The following is an 18,238-nucleotide window of genomic DNA, read 5'->3' on the forward strand; positions in this document are numbered from 1 at the left end:
GGCCCCCTTCCTCCTGGCTTACCGCGCGCGCACCGTATCAATCATCAACTGAACATTCTCAGGATCCGCATCCGGCGTGATCCCATGCCCTAGGTTGAAAATATGCGGTCCCTTGGAAAACGCCTCTACGATCTTGCGCGTCTCATCCACCAAAGCCTGCCCACCCGTCACCATATGAGACGAGGCCAGATTGCCCTGCACGCAGCCATCCACTTGCACATTGGCCGCCGCCCAATCTGGCGCGACCGAGTTGTCCAGCGCCACACAATCCACGCCGGTGGCCTTGGAAAACCCGACATAGCCCTCTCCGGCCTCGCGTGGGAAACCGATGATCGGAATACCGGGATGGCGTTCCTTGATGGCCTGTGTGATTACTCGGCACGGCTCAACGGCATATTTCTGGAACGCGTCGCCCTTCAGTGACCCGGCCCAACTGTCAAATATCTTGACCACTTCGGCTCCGGCCTCGATCTGGGCCGAGAGGTATTCGATCGTCGCCAGCGTTATCCGCTCCAGCAACGCCTCGAACAATTCCACATTCCCCTCGCGCAGCGCATGGGCCGGGCCTTGGTCCGGCGTGCCGCGCCCGGCGATCATATAGGTGGCCACCGTCCAAGGCGCGCCTGCAAAACCGATCAAAGTCGTCTCGGACGGCAATTCCCGCGATAGGATTCGCACGGTTTCATAGACCGGCGATAAAGTCTCGTGAATCGCATCCACGGGCTTCAGCGCGTCAAACTCGGCCTGTTGGGTTATGGTCGACAGGCGCGGGCCTTCACCGGTGACAAACCACAAATCCGCACCCAGCGCCTGCGGCACCAGAAGAATGTCAGCAAACAGAATCGCCGCGTCGAACCCATAGCGGCGGATCGGCTGCAATGTTACCTCGGCCGCCAGTTCGGGGTTGTAGCACAGCGACAGGAAATCCCCGGCCTGCGCCCGCGTCGCGCGGTATTCGGGCAGGTACCGCCCGGCCTGACGCATCATCCAGATCGGCGGCATATCCTGCACCTCACCCGCCAACGCCCGCAGCAGTTTCTTTGTCTCGGCCATCTTTGCCCCCAATCATCCGGTTTGCGCCACCGGTCCTCCCTCAGTGGCAATTTGTCAAGCTCTGCCCCCATTGTCAGGGCAATGTGACGCGATTAAAGCTTGCGCCATGACACTGACCCTGCCCTCCCCCGACTCACCGCTCAAGATCGGAACACGCGGATCGCCGCTGGCGCTGGCGCAAGCCCATGAGACCCGGCATAGGCTGGGCGCCGCCTTTGATCTGCCCGAAGAGGCGTTCGAGATCGTGGTGATCAAGACCACCGGCGACAACCGCGCCATGATCGACGCGGACCGCCCGTTGAAAGAGATCGGCAACAAGGGCCTATTCACCAAGGAAATCGAAGAAGCAATGCTGCGCGGCGATATCGACATCGCAGTGCATTCCACCAAGGACATGCCGGTGGAACAGCCCGTAGGCCTGGTACTGGACACGTTCCTTCCGCGCGAGGATGTGCGCGACGCCTTCATCTCGCCAAGTTTGAATTCAATCCACGACCTGCCGCAGGGTGCGATCGTCGGCACCTCGTCCCTGCGCCGCCGGGCCCAGTTGCTGAACCGTCGCCCCGACCTGAACGTGGTCGAGTTTCGCGGCAACGTGCAAACGCGACTGAAAAAATTGGCGGACGGCGTGGCTGATTGCACCTTTCTGGCCATGGCCGGTATCCGCCGCCTGAACATGGACGACGTCCCCGCCACCGCCATCGCACCCGAGGACATGCTGCCCGCAATCGCCCAAGGCACGATCGGTATCGAGCGTCGCAGCGACGATTCCCGCGCAGCGTGTATGCTTGAGGCGATCCAACATGCCGAAACCGGACAACGTCTTGCGGCCGAGCGCGCGCTGCTGGCGGCGCTGGACGGGTCCTGCGAAACGCCCATCGCGGGTCTGGCTGAACTTCAAGGCAGCCAATTGCGTCTGCGCGGCGAAGTGCTGCGCCCTGACGGGTCCGAGGCAATTGCCGAGGAGATCTCCGGCGCGGTGGAGGACGGGGCCGAAATGGGCCGCGCCATGGCAAGTACGCTGCTTCAAAGGGCTGGCCCAGGTTTCTTCGACTGGAAAAATTGAGAAAAAATAGCGGTATGTGATCTAGTTCACTGCCAGCGCGCAGAAATCCGCGCATATTGGGATCACACCGATTGAGAAGTCGGGTTGGTCTCGAATAAGTCGAAGTTTTTTGTAAGTCTGTCCATTTTAAGTGGTATTCGAGGGGGCGAGACGCAACCCTGATATCCGATCAGCTAGGGCCGCTGTCAGCGATGACAGCGGCCCGTTTCCTTTCCATTAACCTGCGCGAAGGATTACCTCGACCGCCTTTCGCACTGCATCACGTGTCAGCTCAAGATCGGCATCTGTCACGGCCAACGACGGGTAGAGCTTACCCGGTGACTTGAAGACACCACTCGCCCTTAAACTGTTATTGTAGAGCGCGTTGCGCTGGGGGTCATCGTGACGGGCACTGCGATAATCACGGCAGGGGCTATCGGTGAAATAGATGTCGAAAAGTGTTTCATCCCCGCAGATCTGATGTGGAATCCCCGCGTCGGTCAGGGCATCTGTCTGCATTTTTTGCAGGGCAGCACCGGTCGCGCGCAGTTGGTCATAGACGCCGTCGCGGCGCAGTACCTCCATCGTTTTCAACCCCGCGACCGAGGCCACCGGGTTGCCCGACAGCGTACCCAACTGCATCAGCCAGCCACCCTCGCCCACCTGATCTTTGTCGAAATGCTTCATGATCTCGGCGCTTGCACCCAACGCGGCCAGGGGGAAGCCGCCGCCGATGATCTTGCCCATGGTGCAGATGTCGGGGGTGACGCCATATCTCTCCTGCGCGCCGCCGTAGGCTAGACGAAAACCGGTGACGATCTCATCAAAGATCAGCAGGACATTGTGTTTGTCACACAGGTCGCGCAGCCCTTGCAGATAGCCCGGCAGAGGCGGGATGATCCGTTGCAGCGGCTCGACCATGATAGCGGCGATGTCATCATGTTCGCCCAGCAACGCCGCGACAGCGTCCAAGTCGTTGAAGGGCGCGATCAGCATCTGCTCGGCCACGCCAGCAGGAATACCCGCGCTGTCGGGCACTGCTTGCGGGAAGTTGACCTGTCGGCTGGGGGCGAGGCTCATTTGCGCCTCGGCGCTCATGCCGTGATAGCCGCCCTCGAATTTCAGGATCTTGTCGCGCCCGGTATAGGCACGGGCCAAACGGATGGCGTACATATCCGCCTCACCGCCCGAAGCGACAAAGCGCACCTGTTCGCAACACGGCACGGCGTCGATGATCGCCTCGGCCAGTTCGATGCCTTTGGCGTTGTTGGCGAAAAAAGTCATGCCCTTGGGCAATTGTTCCAGCACCGCCTCCATCACCTCGGGGTGGCCATGGCCCAACAGCATGGGGCCGGATCCGATCAGATAGTCGACATATTCATTGCCATCCTCATCCCAGACACGGCTGCCTTCGCCACGGGCGATGATGATACCCGGGTCGAAATTACCAAAACCCCCTGCGGGCAGAACAGCGTTGGCGCGGGCGATCCATTCGGATTGGGTGTTGATCTTGAGCATCTCAGGCGATCTCCAATATCGGGGAACCAAGGATTTCCGGGTCGGGCGTCACGCCCAGACCCGGGCCTTCGGGCGGGGCGATGCGACCGTCTTTGCGGCTGGGTGCATCCGGGCAGAGGCGCGGGCCCACATATGAGGACAGATCGCAGGTGTTCATCAACGAGCCATGCGGAGTCGAAGCCGCGAAATGCAACGCGGCGGCGGTGACGATATCGGACCCCCATGTGCATTCGGCGCAGATCTCTGCCCCCAGATGCACTGTCAGATCTCGCGCGCGGCGCATGGCCGACAGACCGCCGAACTTGGACAATTTCAACGCCACTGCGTCCATGCAGCCCAGTTCATGCGCGCGCAGCAGTGAGGACAGATCATGGGCGTTTTCGTCGATCTTCATCGGCAGGCCGGTGGCTTGCCGCACGGCGGCGCAGTCTTCCAGCGTTTTGCAGGGTTGTTCCAGCATGACATCCAGATGCGCGACGGCGCGGCCTGTGCGTGTGGCCTGCAGGCGCGATGCACCGCAGTTCCAGTCTCCGTAGACGATGGGGCCGGGTCCCACAGCCTCACGCACTTTGGTCAGGCGTTCGGCGTCGGCCTGCCAGTCGGCTTCAACGCCCAGTTTGACCTGAAACTGGCGAATACCGGTCTGATAGGCGGTCTGCGCGATGCGGGCCATCTCATCGGGGTCTATGCAGGTAATCGAGTGATAGAGCGGCATGTCGTTGCGCGTGCGCCCGCCCAGAAGCGCATAGACCGGCTGGCCTGTGGCCTGGCCGAACAGGTCCCATAGGGCAAAATCGACGGCGGATTTGGCGTAGCGATGGCCTTGTAGAAACCCGTCGAGTTTCCGCATCGGGGCATCGGCCCCGAAGGGCGACATTCCGAGGATTTCCGGAGCCATTTCGGTGATCGCCGCTGGGACGCCATCGGCATAGGCGGGCAGATAGTGGGGAATCGGGCAGACCTCGCCCCAGCCTTTCAGGCCGGTATCGGTTTCAAGGCACAGAACGTGGGTTTTGACAGTGGCGCAGGTTTTGCCCTCCGCCATGTGGTAGGTTTCATGGCTGGTGAGTTCGACGGACCAGAGGGTGATCGCGGTGATTTTCATTCAGGCCGTCCTTGGGGTGTTGATGTTGTGCAGTCAGAGGGGCCAGCCCCTCTCTTGGCCTTCGGCCAATTCACACCCCGTGATATTTCTAGCCAGATGAAGAGGCGGATCATCGCGGGGCCTCGTAGGTTGCGATTGGGAGACCGAGGGTATCTTCGTCGGGGTGGACGCCAAGGCCCGGGGTTTCGGGCAGGTGGAGATGTCCGTTATTGTTGCGGGGACCGCGACCGTTGGCGATGTCGACGGTGATCATATCCTGGCAGGCCCAGACGGCATGGCAGTTCTGATCTGGGATGGTGGCGGCCAAATGCAGGGCCTCGGTATCGGCAAGAACGGTGCCTCCGGTGGCCATGACGAACATGTCGATCCCGTGGGCCAGGGCGATATCGCGCATTCGGGCTGCCTTGGTCAGGCCGCCGACGCGGTTGAGCTTGATGCCAAAGACCTCGGCCAGCCCGTCGCGGGCGATGCGGGCGGCGTCTTGCAGAGTGACGAGGCTTTCGTCCACCGACACCGGCGACGCGTGGCGGGGTGCGATCGCAGCGATGTCATCGAGGGATTCGCAAGGCTGTTCGAAGATCACCTGCAAAGGCTCGCAGGCCTTCATCACGCGCAGCGCCTGTTGGCGAGTCCAGCCCCGGTTCACGTCATAAAGGACAATTTCGCCGGGGCGGCGGAAGCTTTCAACATCTTGGACGCGGGCGATGTCGCGTTCGACGTCTCCACCGATTTTGACCGAATGGGCGATGTAACCACGGTCGCGGTAGCGGGTCATCACCTCGCGCGTTTCTTCAGCGGTTTTGGCGCCGACGGAGGAGGCAATCGGGCGCGGGGTACGGTACCCGCCGCCCATCAGGTCGGCAATTGGCAGGCCTGCAGCCTGCCCGGCAATATCCCAACAGGCCATGTCGATAGGGCTTTTGGCATAGAGATGGTCGGGGAGCGCCGTATCCATGGCGCGTTCCACATCCAACACGCGACGTGGATCGAGGCCCATAATAAAGGGGGCCATGGTTTCAATCCCGGCACGGATGCCTGGGCCGTGGGCGGGGACGTAGGTATGGCCCCAGGGCGTGCCCTCGCCCCAGCCGATCAAGCCAGTATCGGTTTCAATCTTCACCAGCGTTGCGTCCAGCGTTTCGAATTTCAAACGCCCGCCAGACAACCAATAGGGATGCTCAAGCGGCAGGTCGATTTGGTAGACGGTGATGGTTTTGATCTTCATAGAGTGTACTCCGCCACGGGCGCGCCGAGGCTTTTGAAATCCGGGGTGACACCCAAACCTGGCGCATCTGGCGCGTAGAGTTTGCCGTTTCGCGACACAGCCCCGCCGCATCCGGTCGAGCGGGTGTTGTAGTTCATCAGGTCTGTGGTGTTTTGCAGGTATTCCTCGGGCGTAGAGGCGGCAAAATGGGCGACAGTGGCAGTGGTGATTTCACCGCCCCATGTATCCTCGGCCACCACTGGAATACGGTTTTCAATCAGAAAATCGCGCACCCGCCGAGCCTTGCTGAGCCCGCCGAGATTGGAAAGCTTCAGGCAGCAGATCTCGGCCCCCTGATCCGCGACGATCCGCTGCGCCATGTGCATTCCGGTCAGGCATTCATCCAGCTTCATCGGCTGTTCGGCCACGCGGCGGACCTGCTGGCATTCCTCGTACGTTCTGCAGGGTTGTTCGAGGATAAAGTCCAGGTCGCGCGTCGCCCGAGCCACCCGGATCGCGTTATCCACGCGCCAGCCCTGATTGGCGTCGGCCATGGCGATCTCACCCGGCTGCAGCAAAGGAACCGTGGCCCTGATGCGGTCGATATCCGTGGCCCAATCTGCGCCTACCTTGATCTGGAACTGACGGTAACCCTGATCGCGATAGGTGTTCATCTCGGCCACGGTCTCATCCACTGCCTTCTGAGGTGCCACCCGATACATCGGGGCACCGTCCGTCAGCTTGCCACCCAGCAACATCCAAACGGGCTGCGAGCAGGCTTGCCCCAGAATATCCCAGCAAGCCGCATCGAACGGCGCCTTGGCATAGCCGTGTCCCTGCACCAGATGGTCCATCAGCTGCTCGATCCGTCCAACCTGCCGGGGGTCCTCACCAAGCAGAGATGGGGCCACCAAACGCGCCAGCGCGGGCACGCCTTGGGAATGCGCGACCATGTAGTTTTCGCCGCAAGGTGTGAACTCACCGCAACCCTGCAACCCAGCATCGGTGTCGATCACCACAATCGAGGCGATGGCGGTCTCAATCGCGTTGCCCGCACCCCAGACATAGGCCCCGCCGACATAGGGCAGCCCGGTCTGATAGATGCGGATGCGGGTGATTTTCATGCGGCGTCCATTCGGGGCAAGGCGTCCAGCCCTTCGCCGCGCCACAACACGTAGGTCAGGATGGGGCTGTCGGTGGTCGTCATGGCGTGGCTTTGCCAACTGGTGTGCAGACGGGTTTGATTGGGTGTTAGTTCGGCGTCATTGCCAGCGACGTGAAACCTCGCACGGCCGGCGGCGATCAGGTACAGTTCTTCCGCCTGATGGCTGTGCCAATCATAGGCCAATCCTTCACCCCAAAAAGCCACGTAGCCCCGCAGCTTTGTTGAGTGGAAATGGCCCGTGGGACCGAACAGTTCATAATAGCCAAAACGGTTCAGGAAGTCGGCACCGACTTCGTCTTCGGTGTAAGTCAGCTTCCAATTGGCGAGATGCGCGGTTGCGCAGATCGCCTTCGTAAGGGCTTGGGTCGGCCCGGCATCGGACTGGATCGCCTGCACGAGAGGAATCGCAGGGATCGCGTTTGGCGACACGTCAACGGCGCACAGATCATCTGGCCAATCACCGAACGCAGCCAGATCAGGATGCGTTTGGTGCAGCTGTCGCGCGGCGTTCAGCACATCATCCAAAGTCATGGGATCACCACGATATTGCCCGTGTGCTGCTTGGCGATGAAAGCTGCTTGCGCCTCGCGCAGCTCCTCCAGAGGATAAGTCGCGGCAAGAGCCGGTTTGATCTCACCCGCCTCGATATATTTCACGAGGTTCTGCATGACCTGCGGGTCGATGACGGTCGAGCCGGTGAAGGTCAGGTCGCGCAAATAGAAGGTGCGCAAGTCGAACTCAACCATCGGGCCCGCGATGGCTCCGGAGCAGGTATAGCGTCCGCCGCGTTCGAGGATGTCGATCAGGGTCGGCCAGTAGGGGCCGCCGACCACATCTCCGACCACCGTGATCTTTTCACCGCCCAACGCGGCACGCAGGTTTTCTGGTGCGCGCGGCAGGATCATGTCAGGACCAAGCTCAGCGACGTCGGCATGTTTCGCCTCGGACGCCATTGCGATAACGCGCGCGCCACGCCGTTTGGCCAGTTGCACCAAGGCGCCGCCGACACCGCCCGAGGCTCCGGGCACCAGAACCGTGTCTTTGTCGTTGACGTTAGCGCGGGTCAGCATCCCTTCGGCGGTTGAGTAGGAGCAAGAAAACGTCGCCAGTTCCGCATCCGACAAATCTGAGGTAATCGGCACTGCATTCACGGCCAGAGTGGTGGCATATTCGGCAAACCCTCCGTCCCGTTCCGAGCCGTAGTAGCCGGTTTTGTCCTTGTTGCCGGGATCATCCGGGGCCCGCAACCAGCCATCGGTGATCACGCGCTGACCGATGCGGGCGGGGTCGACACCTGCACCCACGGCTACGATATAGCCACAGATATCCGCCCCCTGGATGCGCGGGAAAGTGATCGGGTTGCCGCCCCAGGTGGGGTCTTCCTCGCCCACCTCATCAAACGCGCCGCCGGTTGTCGCGTCGGTGACTGTCTTGGAATACCAACCCGACCGCGTGTTGACGTCCGTGTTGTTCAGACCGCAGGCGGCGACCTTGATCAACACTTCCTGAGCCGCAGGTTCGGGGCGGGGCCAGTCCGGGTGAAGCACCATCTGCTCCAGCCCGCCATGACCCATCGTGACCATAGCTTTCATTCTATCAGGCAAGATCATTGCGCGGCCTCCAGTACAGCGTCGGTTCGTGGCAGCAGGCTTTGCGGATCATAAGCCGGTTCGCCCAGCACTCGCGCTGCACGGGATTGACCGTGGATCACGACCTGCAATGCGGTGCCGGGCGTGGCGGCCTCGGGCTTGATATAGGCAAAGGCGAGGATCTTGCCGACGGTATGACCATAGACCACTGAAGCGGTCGAGCCGACCACGCGACCATTCAGCATCACTGCCTCGCCACCATGGCCGTCGATCTCACCATCCGGCTCGATTTCCAGAAAGGCGCAAATCCACGGAAGGTCGGTGTTCAGGGTCATGTCCTTGCCCAGATACTCCTTGTCGGTGCGCGCAAAGCGCAGCACGTCCGCCTCGGCCAATGTGACTTCATTGGTTAGTTCACCCGCGCCTTTGAAGCCTTTCTCCATCCGCATCACGTTCATGGCAAAGCTGCCGTAGTCGGCGATGCCATGCGGCTCACCCGCACCCCAAAGTGCGGTGTAAACGTCGAGGCAAGCGGCGTTGGACATGTGCAACTCCCAGCCCAGTTCCCCGGCATAGGACATGCGGAACGCCCAGACCTTGTGGCCTGCAATTGTGATTTCCTGCGCGGACAACCAGCGGAACCCGACATTGGTCAAATCGGCATCGGTGCAGCGCGCCAGTACGTCCCGCGATAGGGGGCCGTTCAGCGACAAGGCTGACCAATCGGACGAGAGGGCGGTAACCTGAACATCCTCATCCGCCCGCTGTTGCGTCAGGTGATCCAGCAGGCGTTGCTCAAAGAACGCCGCACAGACCAGATAGAAGCGGTCTTCGGCCATACGAACGATGGTTGTCTCCAACTCGATCCGGCCCCGGCGGTTCAGCATATGGGTCAGCGTGATCGAGCCCACTTTTTGCGGCATCCGGTTGGCCGTCAGCCGATCCAGTAGGGCGTAGGCATCCGGCCCCGAAACCTCGACCTTGGTAAAGGCCGTCACATCCATGATGCCCACGCGTTCGCGCACCGCCTTGACCTCGGCGGCCACCATGTCGTCGGCTGGGGTACGGCGGAAGGAATAGTGGTCGCGCTGTTCAACCCCATCGCGGGCGAACCAGCGGGGGCGCTCGAACCCATAGACTTCCTCATGCACCGCGCCCTTGGATTTCAGCAACTCATACAGGGGCGATGGCTTGATCGGACGCCCTTCGAGACGGTTGAAACGCGGAAACGGAATCTCGTGGCGCAGGCAGTAGTCTTCCTCGGCCTTGATCACCTGCCAGTCCTTCGTGGCATAGCTGCCGAACCGGCGCGGATCGAACTCGCGCATCGAGATATCGGCCGCCCCATGCACCATCCAGCGCGCCAGTTCGCGGGTCAGACCCGGCCCCCAGCCGATGCCGATCTGCGTGCCGCAGCAGCACCAATAGTTCCGCACACCCGGCGCGGGCCCGATCAGGGGATTGCCGTCCGGCGGGTGCGAGATAGCGCCATGCACATCGCGCTGGATACCCAGCTCGGCGAAGATCGGCATCCGGTTCAGGCTTTCCTCAAGCCACGGCATCACCCGGTCGTAATCCGCATCAAACAGCCAGTTTTCGTATTCCCACGGGCAATGGTCATGCCAAACCGAGTTCGGGTTCTCTTTCTCGTAAATCCCGATCAGCCCGCGCTGTTGCTCCATCCGGATATAACCCGAGACCTTACGGTCGTCGCGGATCACCGGCAGTTCCTTGTCCAGATTCTGAAACTCGGGCACAGGCTCGGTCACGAAGTAATGGTGCGTCATCGAGGTCATCGGCAGTTGCAACCCCGACCATTCACCCATCTGACGGGCGTAAGTGCCGCCTGCGTTCACCACATGCTCGCAGGTTATGGTGCCCAACTCGGTCTCAACTACCCACCCGCCATTCTCGGCCTGCGTGATGTTGGTAGCGCGGCAGTTGCGGAAGATGCGGACGCCTTTTTGGCGCGCGCCCGTCGCCATCGCCATTGTCACATTGGTTGGGTCCACATGGCCGTCATCTGGTGTGTGCAGCGCGCCCAACACACCGTCGAGATTGTAGAACGGGTGCAGTTCGGCCACCTTCTCGGGGCCCACCAATTCGATGTTGAAGCCAAGCGAGCGGCCCACGGACAGGGTGTGGCGCAGCCAGTCCATCTCATCCTCGGTATAGGCCAAGCGGAACGAGCCGCAGCCGTGCCATGTGACCGGCTGGCCGGTTTCAGCCTCCAACGCGCCGGAATAGAGACCGATATTGTAGTCCACGCATTTGCCCAGCCCAAAGCTTGAGGTCGAATGCGTGATCTGGCCCGCCGCGTGCCACGTGCTGCCGCTGGTCAGCTCGGCCTTTTCCAGCAGGACGGTGTCATCGCCCCACCCCTCATGCGCCAGATGATAGGCCAGACCGACCCCCATGACGCCGCCTCCAACAATGACCACGCGGGCGTGGGTGGGCAATTTCTTCTCGGACATGACATTTCCTCTTCCCGAGTCGCTTTTCTGCTCGACAGGCTAATTCCACATTTGTACCATCGTCAATCATGAATGACACAAATGTATCATCAATCGTTCTCGACCGCCTTACGGAGGAATGGGAGGCCCTGACGCCCGAGGCGCAAAAGGCCGCACGCTATGTGCTGGAAAACCCCACGGATGTTGGGGTTTCGACCGTGCGCGAGATTGCCGAGGCGGCAAAAGTAAAGCCCAACACTTTTGTCCGCATGGCGCGGCAAGTCGGCTTCGAAGGGTATGAAGATTTCCGCGCGCCCTTCCGTGATGCGATTCGTCGGGGCGGCGTTTCGTTCCCCGACCGTGCGCGTTGGCTGCAGGATATCGGCAAGTCGGGTGAGCTGGGCGGGCTTTATGCCGATATGATTGGCGCCGCGATCCGCAATATCGAAGAGACCTTTGCCGGAATTGACGCCGCCAACCTAAAGGCGGCGGCCGAGGATATCTGGACCTGTCGCCAGATTTTCACGCTGGGCGTGGGCGTTAACAACGCGAACGCACGGAACTTCACCTATCTAGCGTCAACGGGGATGAAGCAATTCCACGCTATTCCCCGCCCCGGATCAACCCCTGTGGACGATCTGGCCTGGGCTGATGAACAGGACGTGCTGATTGCCATCACATGCCATCCCTACCGGACCGAGGTGATCGACGCCATCAAACTGGCTCGGCAACAGGGAATGACTGTCGTAGGAATCTCGGACAGCCCGGCCAGCCCGGTCATTTTGAACGCGCAGCACGGCTTTGTCGTGGCAGCTGATACACCGCAATTCTTCCCCTCCTCCGTCTCGACCATCGCCTTGCTGGAAACGCTGCTGTCCTTTGTGGTGGCCGTCTCCAGCGACGAAATCGTCGAGAGGGTTGAGCGGTTTCATCAACGCAGACACCAACTTGGCCTCTACGCGGAGGAGCCCGAATGAACGCACCCCTGACCCATTCACTGGACGCGCGATACTATACCGACCCCGCGATTTTCGCGCAGGAGATGCAGGGGCTGCTGGCCCGAACCTGGCAATTCGCTGGCCACGTGGCGCAGGTGCGCGAACCGGGTGATTACTTTGCGTTCGAGATCGCGGGGCAAAACCTCTTCTGCATTCGGGGTCGCGACGGGGAAATCCGCACATTCTACAATGTGTGCCAACACCGCGCGCACGAGATGGTCAGTGGCGCGGGTAATACCCGCGTGGTCGTCTGCCCCTATCACTCTTGGACCTATGAACTGACGGGCCAATTGCGCGCCGGCCCGAATATCAAATCGGTTCCCGGTTTCGACCGCAGCGCGATCTGCCTGACCTCGGTTCGGACCGAAGTGTTCAACGGCTTCATCTTCGTCAACCTCGACGATGATGCAGCCCCCATGGACGATTGGTATCCCGGCGTGCGCGAGGAAATCGGTGCGTTTGTACCGCATATCGACGATTTGGAACCGCTGGAATGGGTAGAAATTCCGGAAAACTGCAACTGGAAGGTCAGTATCGAGAATTACTCGGAATGCTATCACTGCCCGACCAACCACCCGACTTTTGCCGAAGGCGTCGTCAAGCCCGAGACCTATGACATTCAGCCCGACGCCAGCGGTGGCTATGTCCTGCGTCATACGACCGAGTGTCAGAGCCTCGACAAGATGACCTACCCCATCGACATGTCCGTGCCTCATGCGGGCGACTACCAGTCGTGGTTCTTGTGGCCGATGTTCTCGTTCCAGTGCTATCCGGGTAACGTACTGAACACCTATCACTGGCGCGCCCACGACGCCGATCACTGCACCGTCTGGCGCGGTTGGTACACCGAAGGCGGATCGGAAAGCGCGGTGATCCGCCAACTGGCCGTACAAGACCGCGAGACAACGGTCGAAGAGGATATCCGTCTGGTCGAATCCGTCCACCGCGGCCTGAAGTCCCGCGGATACCGCCCCGGCCCGCTGGTGTTGGACCCCGGTTGCGGCGTGATGTCGGAACATTCAATCGCGCGCTTGCAACACTGGATGCGCGAAGCCATTGATGGCTGACCTACCCGAAGGCTAAGAAAATTCGACGAATTTTCTCGGCCCAACACACAACTATTGTCCACGACTCCCGAGGTGAAAATGTCAGACCTGTTCAACGAAGACTTGTTTCTAAAAGGACTGGAGCAACGCAAGAGCACTCTTGGCGTAGAATATGTGGAAAAGAACCTCGCGGCTGCTGACGACTTCACCCGCCCGTTCCAAGAAGCGATGACAGCCTGGTGCTGGGGTTTTGGATGGGGCGATGATGTCATCGACGCCAAAACACGGTCGATGATGAACCTGTCGATGATCGGCGCCCTGGGCAAGATGCATGAATGGGAGATTCACTGCAAAGGCGCGATCAACAACGGCGTTACGGCCGAAGAGATCCGCGCCATCATCCATGTGATCGGAATCTACTGTGGCGTACCCCAAGCCCTTGAATGTTTCCGCGTGGCGCGCAAAGTTCTGGGGCATGCGTAAATCACGCCCCAAGCCCATGCGGATCCGAGCACGCGATGACCGACGACCCCCTGCCACCCGTCCTTTTGCTGACCGGAACAAATGCCGCTGCCTGGACGATGGCGCCCGTCCGCCAAGTCTTCGAACAAGCGGGTTATAGCTGTCACAGCCTGACCTATCGCCACCACGATCTGCCTCCGGGCCCGGATCGGGACGCCAAGCTGATCGGGCTTAGCATTGCCGACTATGTCGAAGATGCACGACGCGCCATCAAAGAGATCGGACAAACCCCGATTGTCGTTGGCCATTCGCTCGGAGGCGTGGTCGCTCAGCTTTTGGCGGCACAAGGTCTGATACGTGCCGGAGTTCTGCTGAACAGCAGTATCGTCAATGGTGTCCTGCCCACCACCGACAGAGAGCGCGATCTTGGAAAACTGTTCATCTCTGCCGGAGCTTTCTGGGATCAAGCCTTGGGTCAGGATTTCGAGCTTTTGGCAACCTACGGGTTGAACACTCTGCCAGAGGCGCTGCAACACGACATCCACCAGCGGTTAGGCACCGAGTCCGGTCGGGTGCTGTTCGAATTCGTGTTCTGGATGTATGACAGCGCGCAAACGACCCTGATCGACCCGCACAATGTGACATGCCCGCTCTTGTTCGTTTCTGGCACGGAAGACAAGGCCGTGGCGACCAGCACGGCCAAGGCGATGGCGAACCGCTATTACTCAGCCGAGTTCATGTCCGTCGAGGGGGCCTGCCACTATATACAGTTTGACGCTCAATGGAACAAAACGGCGCAAACTGTGGTGGATTGGGTCGGGCAACTTGACGGAATTAAATGACTCTTTTCTCAGTAAGATGTTTTGTGTGCCGCGCACCAACGCGTAACCGGACTCCGGTAATCCGGTGCAACCCCAAATCGCTGACCAAAGGTATTTTTTGGCCCCAATGTAAACAAATGGCGGAGACGAAGGGATTCGAACCCTCGAGACGGTTTCCCGCCTACTCCCTTAGCAGGGGAGCGCCTTCGACCACTCGGCCACGTCTCCGCTGGCCGGTATATCCTTGCCGGACGGCCAGATACAAGGCGATTTTCAAAGGGTTTCGCATTTTTCTTCCCAGCACCATCCGATTGCCGGGAACGACGACGAAAACCCGACCGCTCTGGGGTTGGGGTAGGGGCGCAGACGACCAAGGATCCCCCCTCACCAACATCAATTTTAGAAAACTTGCCAAACATGTGCTGTTTAAGGCATATTTGATCAGACATAAACTTAATAAATTTAATATTTTGAATATGTAGGGGGCACAAAACCGGGCAGTGAGCAATTTGCTCACCATACGAGCTATGGGGGAATGGAAGCTTGGCCTGGTTAAGAGTGCTATTCGTTTTAATGTGTCTATTGCTGGTGCCTGCACAGGTGCTGGCCAATATTGGAAAGGTGATTGGTGTCAAGCCAGGCGCGGAAATCACCCGAGGTGGAAAATCACAACCGTTACAAGCCGGAATGGATGTCGCGTCGGGGGATTCGATCTCGACCGACGGGAATGGGCTGGTGCAACTGGTATTTGTCGATGAAACCAAAATCGCCATCGGGCCGAATGCCAGTATGGTCCTGGACGTGACGATGCTGCGCGGCAATCGCAAGGCAAAATCATTTGCGGTGCAGGCATTGGGCGGCAGTTTCCGCTTCATTTCAGGCAAAAGCAAAAAGCGGGTCTATTCGATCAAGACCCCGACGGCGACGATGGCCGTGCGCGGGACAACGTTTGACATGTGGGTCATTCCGGGCGCTCAGAGCGCCATGTTGGTGCTCGAAGGCACGGTCCACATGTGCGGAAATGGCGGTTTTTGCCACTCGGCAGGCAGACAGTGCAGTTTGTTTGCAACCAACCAGCGGGGTGGAGTCGGGCGTCCGGTGGATCAGGCACAATATGATCTGGCGCTACAAACCGGATTTCCCTTTATCCAATCTCAACAGGACCTGCTGAGCCCTCTGCAGGTCGGTATTGGTGGGTGCGCGGGCGAAGCGGCCCCCTTGCCCATGCCCAAATCCGATCCGCCGCAGCCACCACAATTCGTGCAAGAATCAACGCCTCAACCGGTTGTGCTGCCTGAACCCCCGGCTCCCGAGCCACCCGCCCCGGATCCAGAACCGGATCCAGAACCAGAGCCTGAGCCTGAACCCGACGTGAAAGGCAATCGTTCCGGTCAGGCCGACGGTTCCAATCCCGGCGGACAGAGCGGCAACACGGATGGGTTTGACAATCCGGGGAAAGCCAAAGGTAAAGGTAAAGGCCGAGGCAAAGGCAAACGCGCCTGAATAGAAACGACGCCAGATTTAGTCGGAGGCCGACTTGCGTTTGAAATCCAAAGAGAGAACGGGACGGCGACGGGCGTTTCGCCTGGTCGGGCTTGGCCTGATTCTGTTTGGATGCTTCATCCGGATCATGGACCCTTACCCAGTGCGGATGTCGCGGATGATCTATTTCGATTTGCTGCAACGGATGTCGCCCCGCGAATACACACCTGACCTGCCGGTGCGAGTCGTGGATATTGACGAAGAGTCTCTGGCCAATTGGGGCCAATGGCCCTGGCCACGCACATTGCTGGCGCAGATGGTCCAGAACCTGGGCGAGAATGGCGCAGCGGCTATTGCTTTTGACATGCTGTTTGTCGAACCGGACCGATACTCACCCGCCCGGTTGCTCAACGACCCTGCGCTGGACGGTGTTCTGACCGTGGAACGTCATGCGCAGAAGGTGGACTATGACGTGCTTTTCGGACTCGAGGCCGCACATTGGCCGGTGGTGATGGGCACGGCGGCGCGTATCTCGCAGGAGGGCAGCAATGTTACCCCCAAGGCCGGGATTATCGAGGTCGGAGAAGCACCGACCTCCGGGTTGATCTCGGTCCCGCATTGGACGCCGATCGCGCCTCCCTTGGATCGCAGCGCTGCGGGGATTGGCGGGGTAAACGTCTCGCCCCTGGGTGGTACCGGGATCATCAGACGCGTCCCGGTTTTGTGGGGCGGCCCGAACGGTCCGATGCCCGGTTTGGGGATCGAAGCGCTGCGGGTCGCGCTGGACGCGCCGTTCATTCTGGCCGAGGGCTCGGCAGATGAGGAAGGGATCATGCTGGCGGTCGAGCTGGGAGATTTCCGCCTGCCGACCACCGAAAACGGTGAGGTCTGGGTCAGGTATCGACATGACCAACCGGACCTCTACCTATCGGCCGACAGGGTCATGCAAACCCCAGATGATCCCGCACTCAGGGCTGAGATCGAAGGGCGGATCATCCTTATCGGCACCTCGGCGGCGGGTCTGTTCGACATGCATCAGACCGCGCTGGGCGAGTCGGTGCCGGGCGTGTCAATCCACGCACAGTTGCTGGAGCAGATTTTCACAGGTGAAATGCTCAACCGGTCGGATGTGACAGCAGCGCTGGAGCTGGTGTCTTTCGTATTACTGGGCCTGATCGTGATTGCCGTGATGTCCAGTTTTGGCGCGGTTGCCTCATTCGTGGCAGGCGGGGTGGCGGCGGCTGCGGTTTTGGGCACCAGCTGGCTTGCGTTTCAGAACCAGCTCACCCTGTTTGACGTGACCTTTCCACTGCTGGGTGGCATGGCCAATTTCGGCTTGCTGGCGGGGTACCTATTTGTCACGACCGAGCGGGAAAAGCGGGAAATCCGGCAGGTGTTCTCACACTACGTTGCCCCGGAAATTCTGGATGAGATGGAGGTTTCGGGCCATCGCCTGCAACTGGGTGGCGAGACGCAGGAAATTACCGTCATGTTCTCGGACATCAGGGGGTTCACGCCGCTGTCTGAATCCGTGTCGGCCACTGATCTGGTGGCATTGCTGAATGAGCTGTTCTCACAGGTCGGAGATCAGATCCTGCAAGAACGGGGAACCATCGACAAGTTCATTGGCGATGCGGTCATGGCGTTTTGGAACGCGCCGCTGCCAGTCGAGGATCATCCCTGCCGCGCCGCCCATTCAGCGCTGTTGATGCGGCAGGCCTTGATCCGGTTCAACGCCTCCGATGTCATGAAGGGTCGCCCACCGATCGCATTGGCGACAGGATGCGCCACCGGTCTGGCTTGTGTGGGCAATATCGGATCGCGCAGCCGGTTCAACTATACGGTCATTGGCGATGTGGTGAATGTGGCCGCTCGGATCGAACAAAGCTGCCGCCACGTGGAATATGACATCCTCGTTTCCAGCTCCGTCTACAAGGCCGCGCGGCAGGATCTGGCGATGCTCGAAGCTGGATTTGTCGATCTGAAGGGCAAGTCCGAGCTTGAGGCTGTTTTTCTTCTGGTTGGTAACACTACGCTGCGCACTTCGCCTGGGTTTATGGAACTCGCGGCGGCGCATGGCGATATGATCGCAGCCATTCGACAGCGGCAATCCTATGTGCAGATCAAGAAGCACTGCAACCTGTGCGCAACGCTGGCGACCGAGGTCGAACCGGGGCTTCGCCCGTTCTATCAAGCTGTTCCGGGTCGGGCGGCTGATTTCCGGTCAGATGTACAATCGGACCAGATCATGTTCAGCCACCGCGCACAGGCGAACCTGCCTTCGGCTTAGATCCGAC

General features: G+C 60.1%; 15 protein-coding genes and 1 tRNA gene. 7 read left to right on the plus strand and 9 right to left on the minus strand.

Annotated features, from left to right (window positions below):
• Nucleotides 1-18 precede the first annotated feature (18 nt).
• Complete coding sequence (gene hemE, locus GOV80_RS12290; RefSeq protein WP_170785056.1) at nucleotides 19-1,053, minus strand: uroporphyrinogen decarboxylase; 1,035 nt, start codon at nucleotides 1,051-1,053, stop codon at nucleotides 19-21.
• A gap of 106 nt (nucleotides 1,054-1,159) precedes the next feature.
• Here hemE and hemC point away from each other — a divergent pair, with 106 nt between their 5' ends.
• Complete coding sequence (gene hemC, locus GOV80_RS12295; protein WP_170785058.1) at nucleotides 1,160-2,119, plus strand: hydroxymethylbilane synthase; 960 nt, start codon at nucleotides 1,160-1,162, stop codon at nucleotides 2,117-2,119.
• A 216-nt stretch (nucleotides 2,120-2,335) separates the two neighbouring features.
• Here hemC and GOV80_RS12300 read toward each other — a convergent pair whose 3' ends face one another.
• The 7 genes from GOV80_RS12300 to GOV80_RS12330 all read right to left on the minus strand — a co-directional run bounded on the left by GOV80_RS12300 (nucleotide 2,336) and on the right by GOV80_RS12330 (nucleotide 11,153).
• Complete coding sequence (locus tag GOV80_RS12300; protein ID WP_170785060.1) at nucleotides 2,336-3,616, minus strand: aspartate aminotransferase family protein; 1,281 nt, start codon at nucleotides 3,614-3,616, stop codon at nucleotides 2,336-2,338.
• A gap of 1 nt (nucleotide 3,617) precedes the next feature.
• Nucleotides 3,618-4,721: a mandelate racemase/muconate lactonizing enzyme family protein gene (locus GOV80_RS12305; protein ID WP_170785062.1), complete on the minus strand. Its 1,104-nt coding sequence runs from the start codon at nucleotides 4,719-4,721 to the stop codon at nucleotides 3,618-3,620.
• A gap of 109 nt (nucleotides 4,722-4,830) precedes the next feature.
• On the minus strand, nucleotides 4,831-5,946 hold the full coding sequence (locus tag GOV80_RS12310) for a mandelate racemase/muconate lactonizing enzyme family protein (RefSeq protein ID WP_170785064.1): 1,116 nt from the start codon (nucleotides 5,944-5,946) through the stop codon (nucleotides 4,831-4,833).
• Complete coding sequence (locus tag GOV80_RS12315) at nucleotides 5,943-7,049, minus strand: mandelate racemase/muconate lactonizing enzyme family protein (protein WP_170785066.1); 1,107 nt, start codon at nucleotides 7,047-7,049, stop codon at nucleotides 5,943-5,945. Before GOV80_RS12315 ends, GOV80_RS12310 begins: the two co-directional genes overlap by 4 nt.
• Complete coding sequence (locus tag GOV80_RS12320; RefSeq protein WP_170785068.1) at nucleotides 7,046-7,621, minus strand: dimethylsulfonioproprionate lyase family protein; 576 nt, start codon at nucleotides 7,619-7,621, stop codon at nucleotides 7,046-7,048. Before GOV80_RS12320 ends, GOV80_RS12315 begins: the two co-directional genes overlap by 4 nt.
• Entirely contained in the window at nucleotides 7,618-8,700 is a 1,083-nt protein-coding gene (locus GOV80_RS12325) for an alcohol dehydrogenase family protein (RefSeq protein WP_237215811.1), read from the minus strand. The genes GOV80_RS12320 and GOV80_RS12325 overlap by 4 nt, the downstream gene beginning before the upstream one ends.
• Complete coding sequence (locus GOV80_RS12330) at nucleotides 8,697-11,153, minus strand: FAD-dependent oxidoreductase (protein ID WP_170785070.1); 2,457 nt, start codon at nucleotides 11,151-11,153, stop codon at nucleotides 8,697-8,699. Before GOV80_RS12330 ends, GOV80_RS12325 begins: the two co-directional genes overlap by 4 nt.
• A gap of 68 nt (nucleotides 11,154-11,221) precedes the next feature.
• Between GOV80_RS12330 and GOV80_RS12335 the strand changes: the two genes are divergently transcribed.
• From GOV80_RS12335 to GOV80_RS12350, 4 genes are all read left to right on the plus strand, one after another.
• Nucleotides 11,222-12,109 (plus strand): MurR/RpiR family transcriptional regulator, encoded by an 888-nt coding sequence (locus GOV80_RS12335; RefSeq protein ID WP_170772749.1) that lies wholly within the window; start codon nucleotides 11,222-11,224, stop codon nucleotides 12,107-12,109.
• Nucleotides 12,106-13,197 carry an aromatic ring-hydroxylating oxygenase subunit alpha gene (locus GOV80_RS12340; RefSeq protein WP_170785072.1) on the plus strand — a complete coding sequence of 364 codons (1,092 nt, stop codon included), beginning with the start codon at nucleotides 12,106-12,108 and terminating at the stop codon, nucleotides 13,195-13,197. Before GOV80_RS12335 ends, GOV80_RS12340 begins: the two co-directional genes overlap by 4 nt.
• 78 nt (nucleotides 13,198-13,275) lie before the next feature.
• Nucleotides 13,276-13,659 carry a carboxymuconolactone decarboxylase family protein gene (locus GOV80_RS12345; RefSeq protein ID WP_170785074.1) on the plus strand — a complete coding sequence of 128 codons (384 nt, stop codon included), beginning with the start codon at nucleotides 13,276-13,278 and terminating at the stop codon, nucleotides 13,657-13,659.
• Between the two features lie 35 nt (nucleotides 13,660-13,694).
• On the plus strand, nucleotides 13,695-14,480 hold the full coding sequence (locus GOV80_RS12350; RefSeq protein ID WP_170785076.1) for an alpha/beta hydrolase: 786 nt from the start codon (nucleotides 13,695-13,697) through the stop codon (nucleotides 14,478-14,480).
• 117 nt (nucleotides 14,481-14,597) lie between these two features.
• Here GOV80_RS12350 and GOV80_RS12355 read toward each other — a convergent pair.
• Nucleotides 14,598-14,687, minus strand: a tRNA-Ser gene (locus GOV80_RS12355).
• A 345-nt stretch (nucleotides 14,688-15,032) separates the two neighbouring features.
• Between GOV80_RS12355 and GOV80_RS12360 the strand changes: the two genes are divergently transcribed.
• Entirely contained in the window at nucleotides 15,033-15,962 is a 930-nt protein-coding gene (locus tag GOV80_RS12360; RefSeq protein ID WP_170785078.1) for a FecR family protein, read from the plus strand.
• A 34-nt stretch (nucleotides 15,963-15,996) separates the two neighbouring features.
• Nucleotides 15,997-18,231: a CHASE2 domain-containing protein gene (locus GOV80_RS12365; RefSeq protein WP_170785079.1), complete on the plus strand. Its 2,235-nt coding sequence runs from the start codon at nucleotides 15,997-15,999 to the stop codon at nucleotides 18,229-18,231.
• The last annotated feature ends 7 nt before the right edge of the window (nucleotides 18,232-18,238 follow it).

This window comes from Ruegeria lacuscaerulensis, from assembly GCF_013034685.1.
In the GTDB taxonomy this organism is placed as follows: domain Bacteria; phylum Pseudomonadota; class Alphaproteobacteria; order Rhodobacterales; family Rhodobacteraceae; genus Ruegeria; species Ruegeria lacuscaerulensis_B.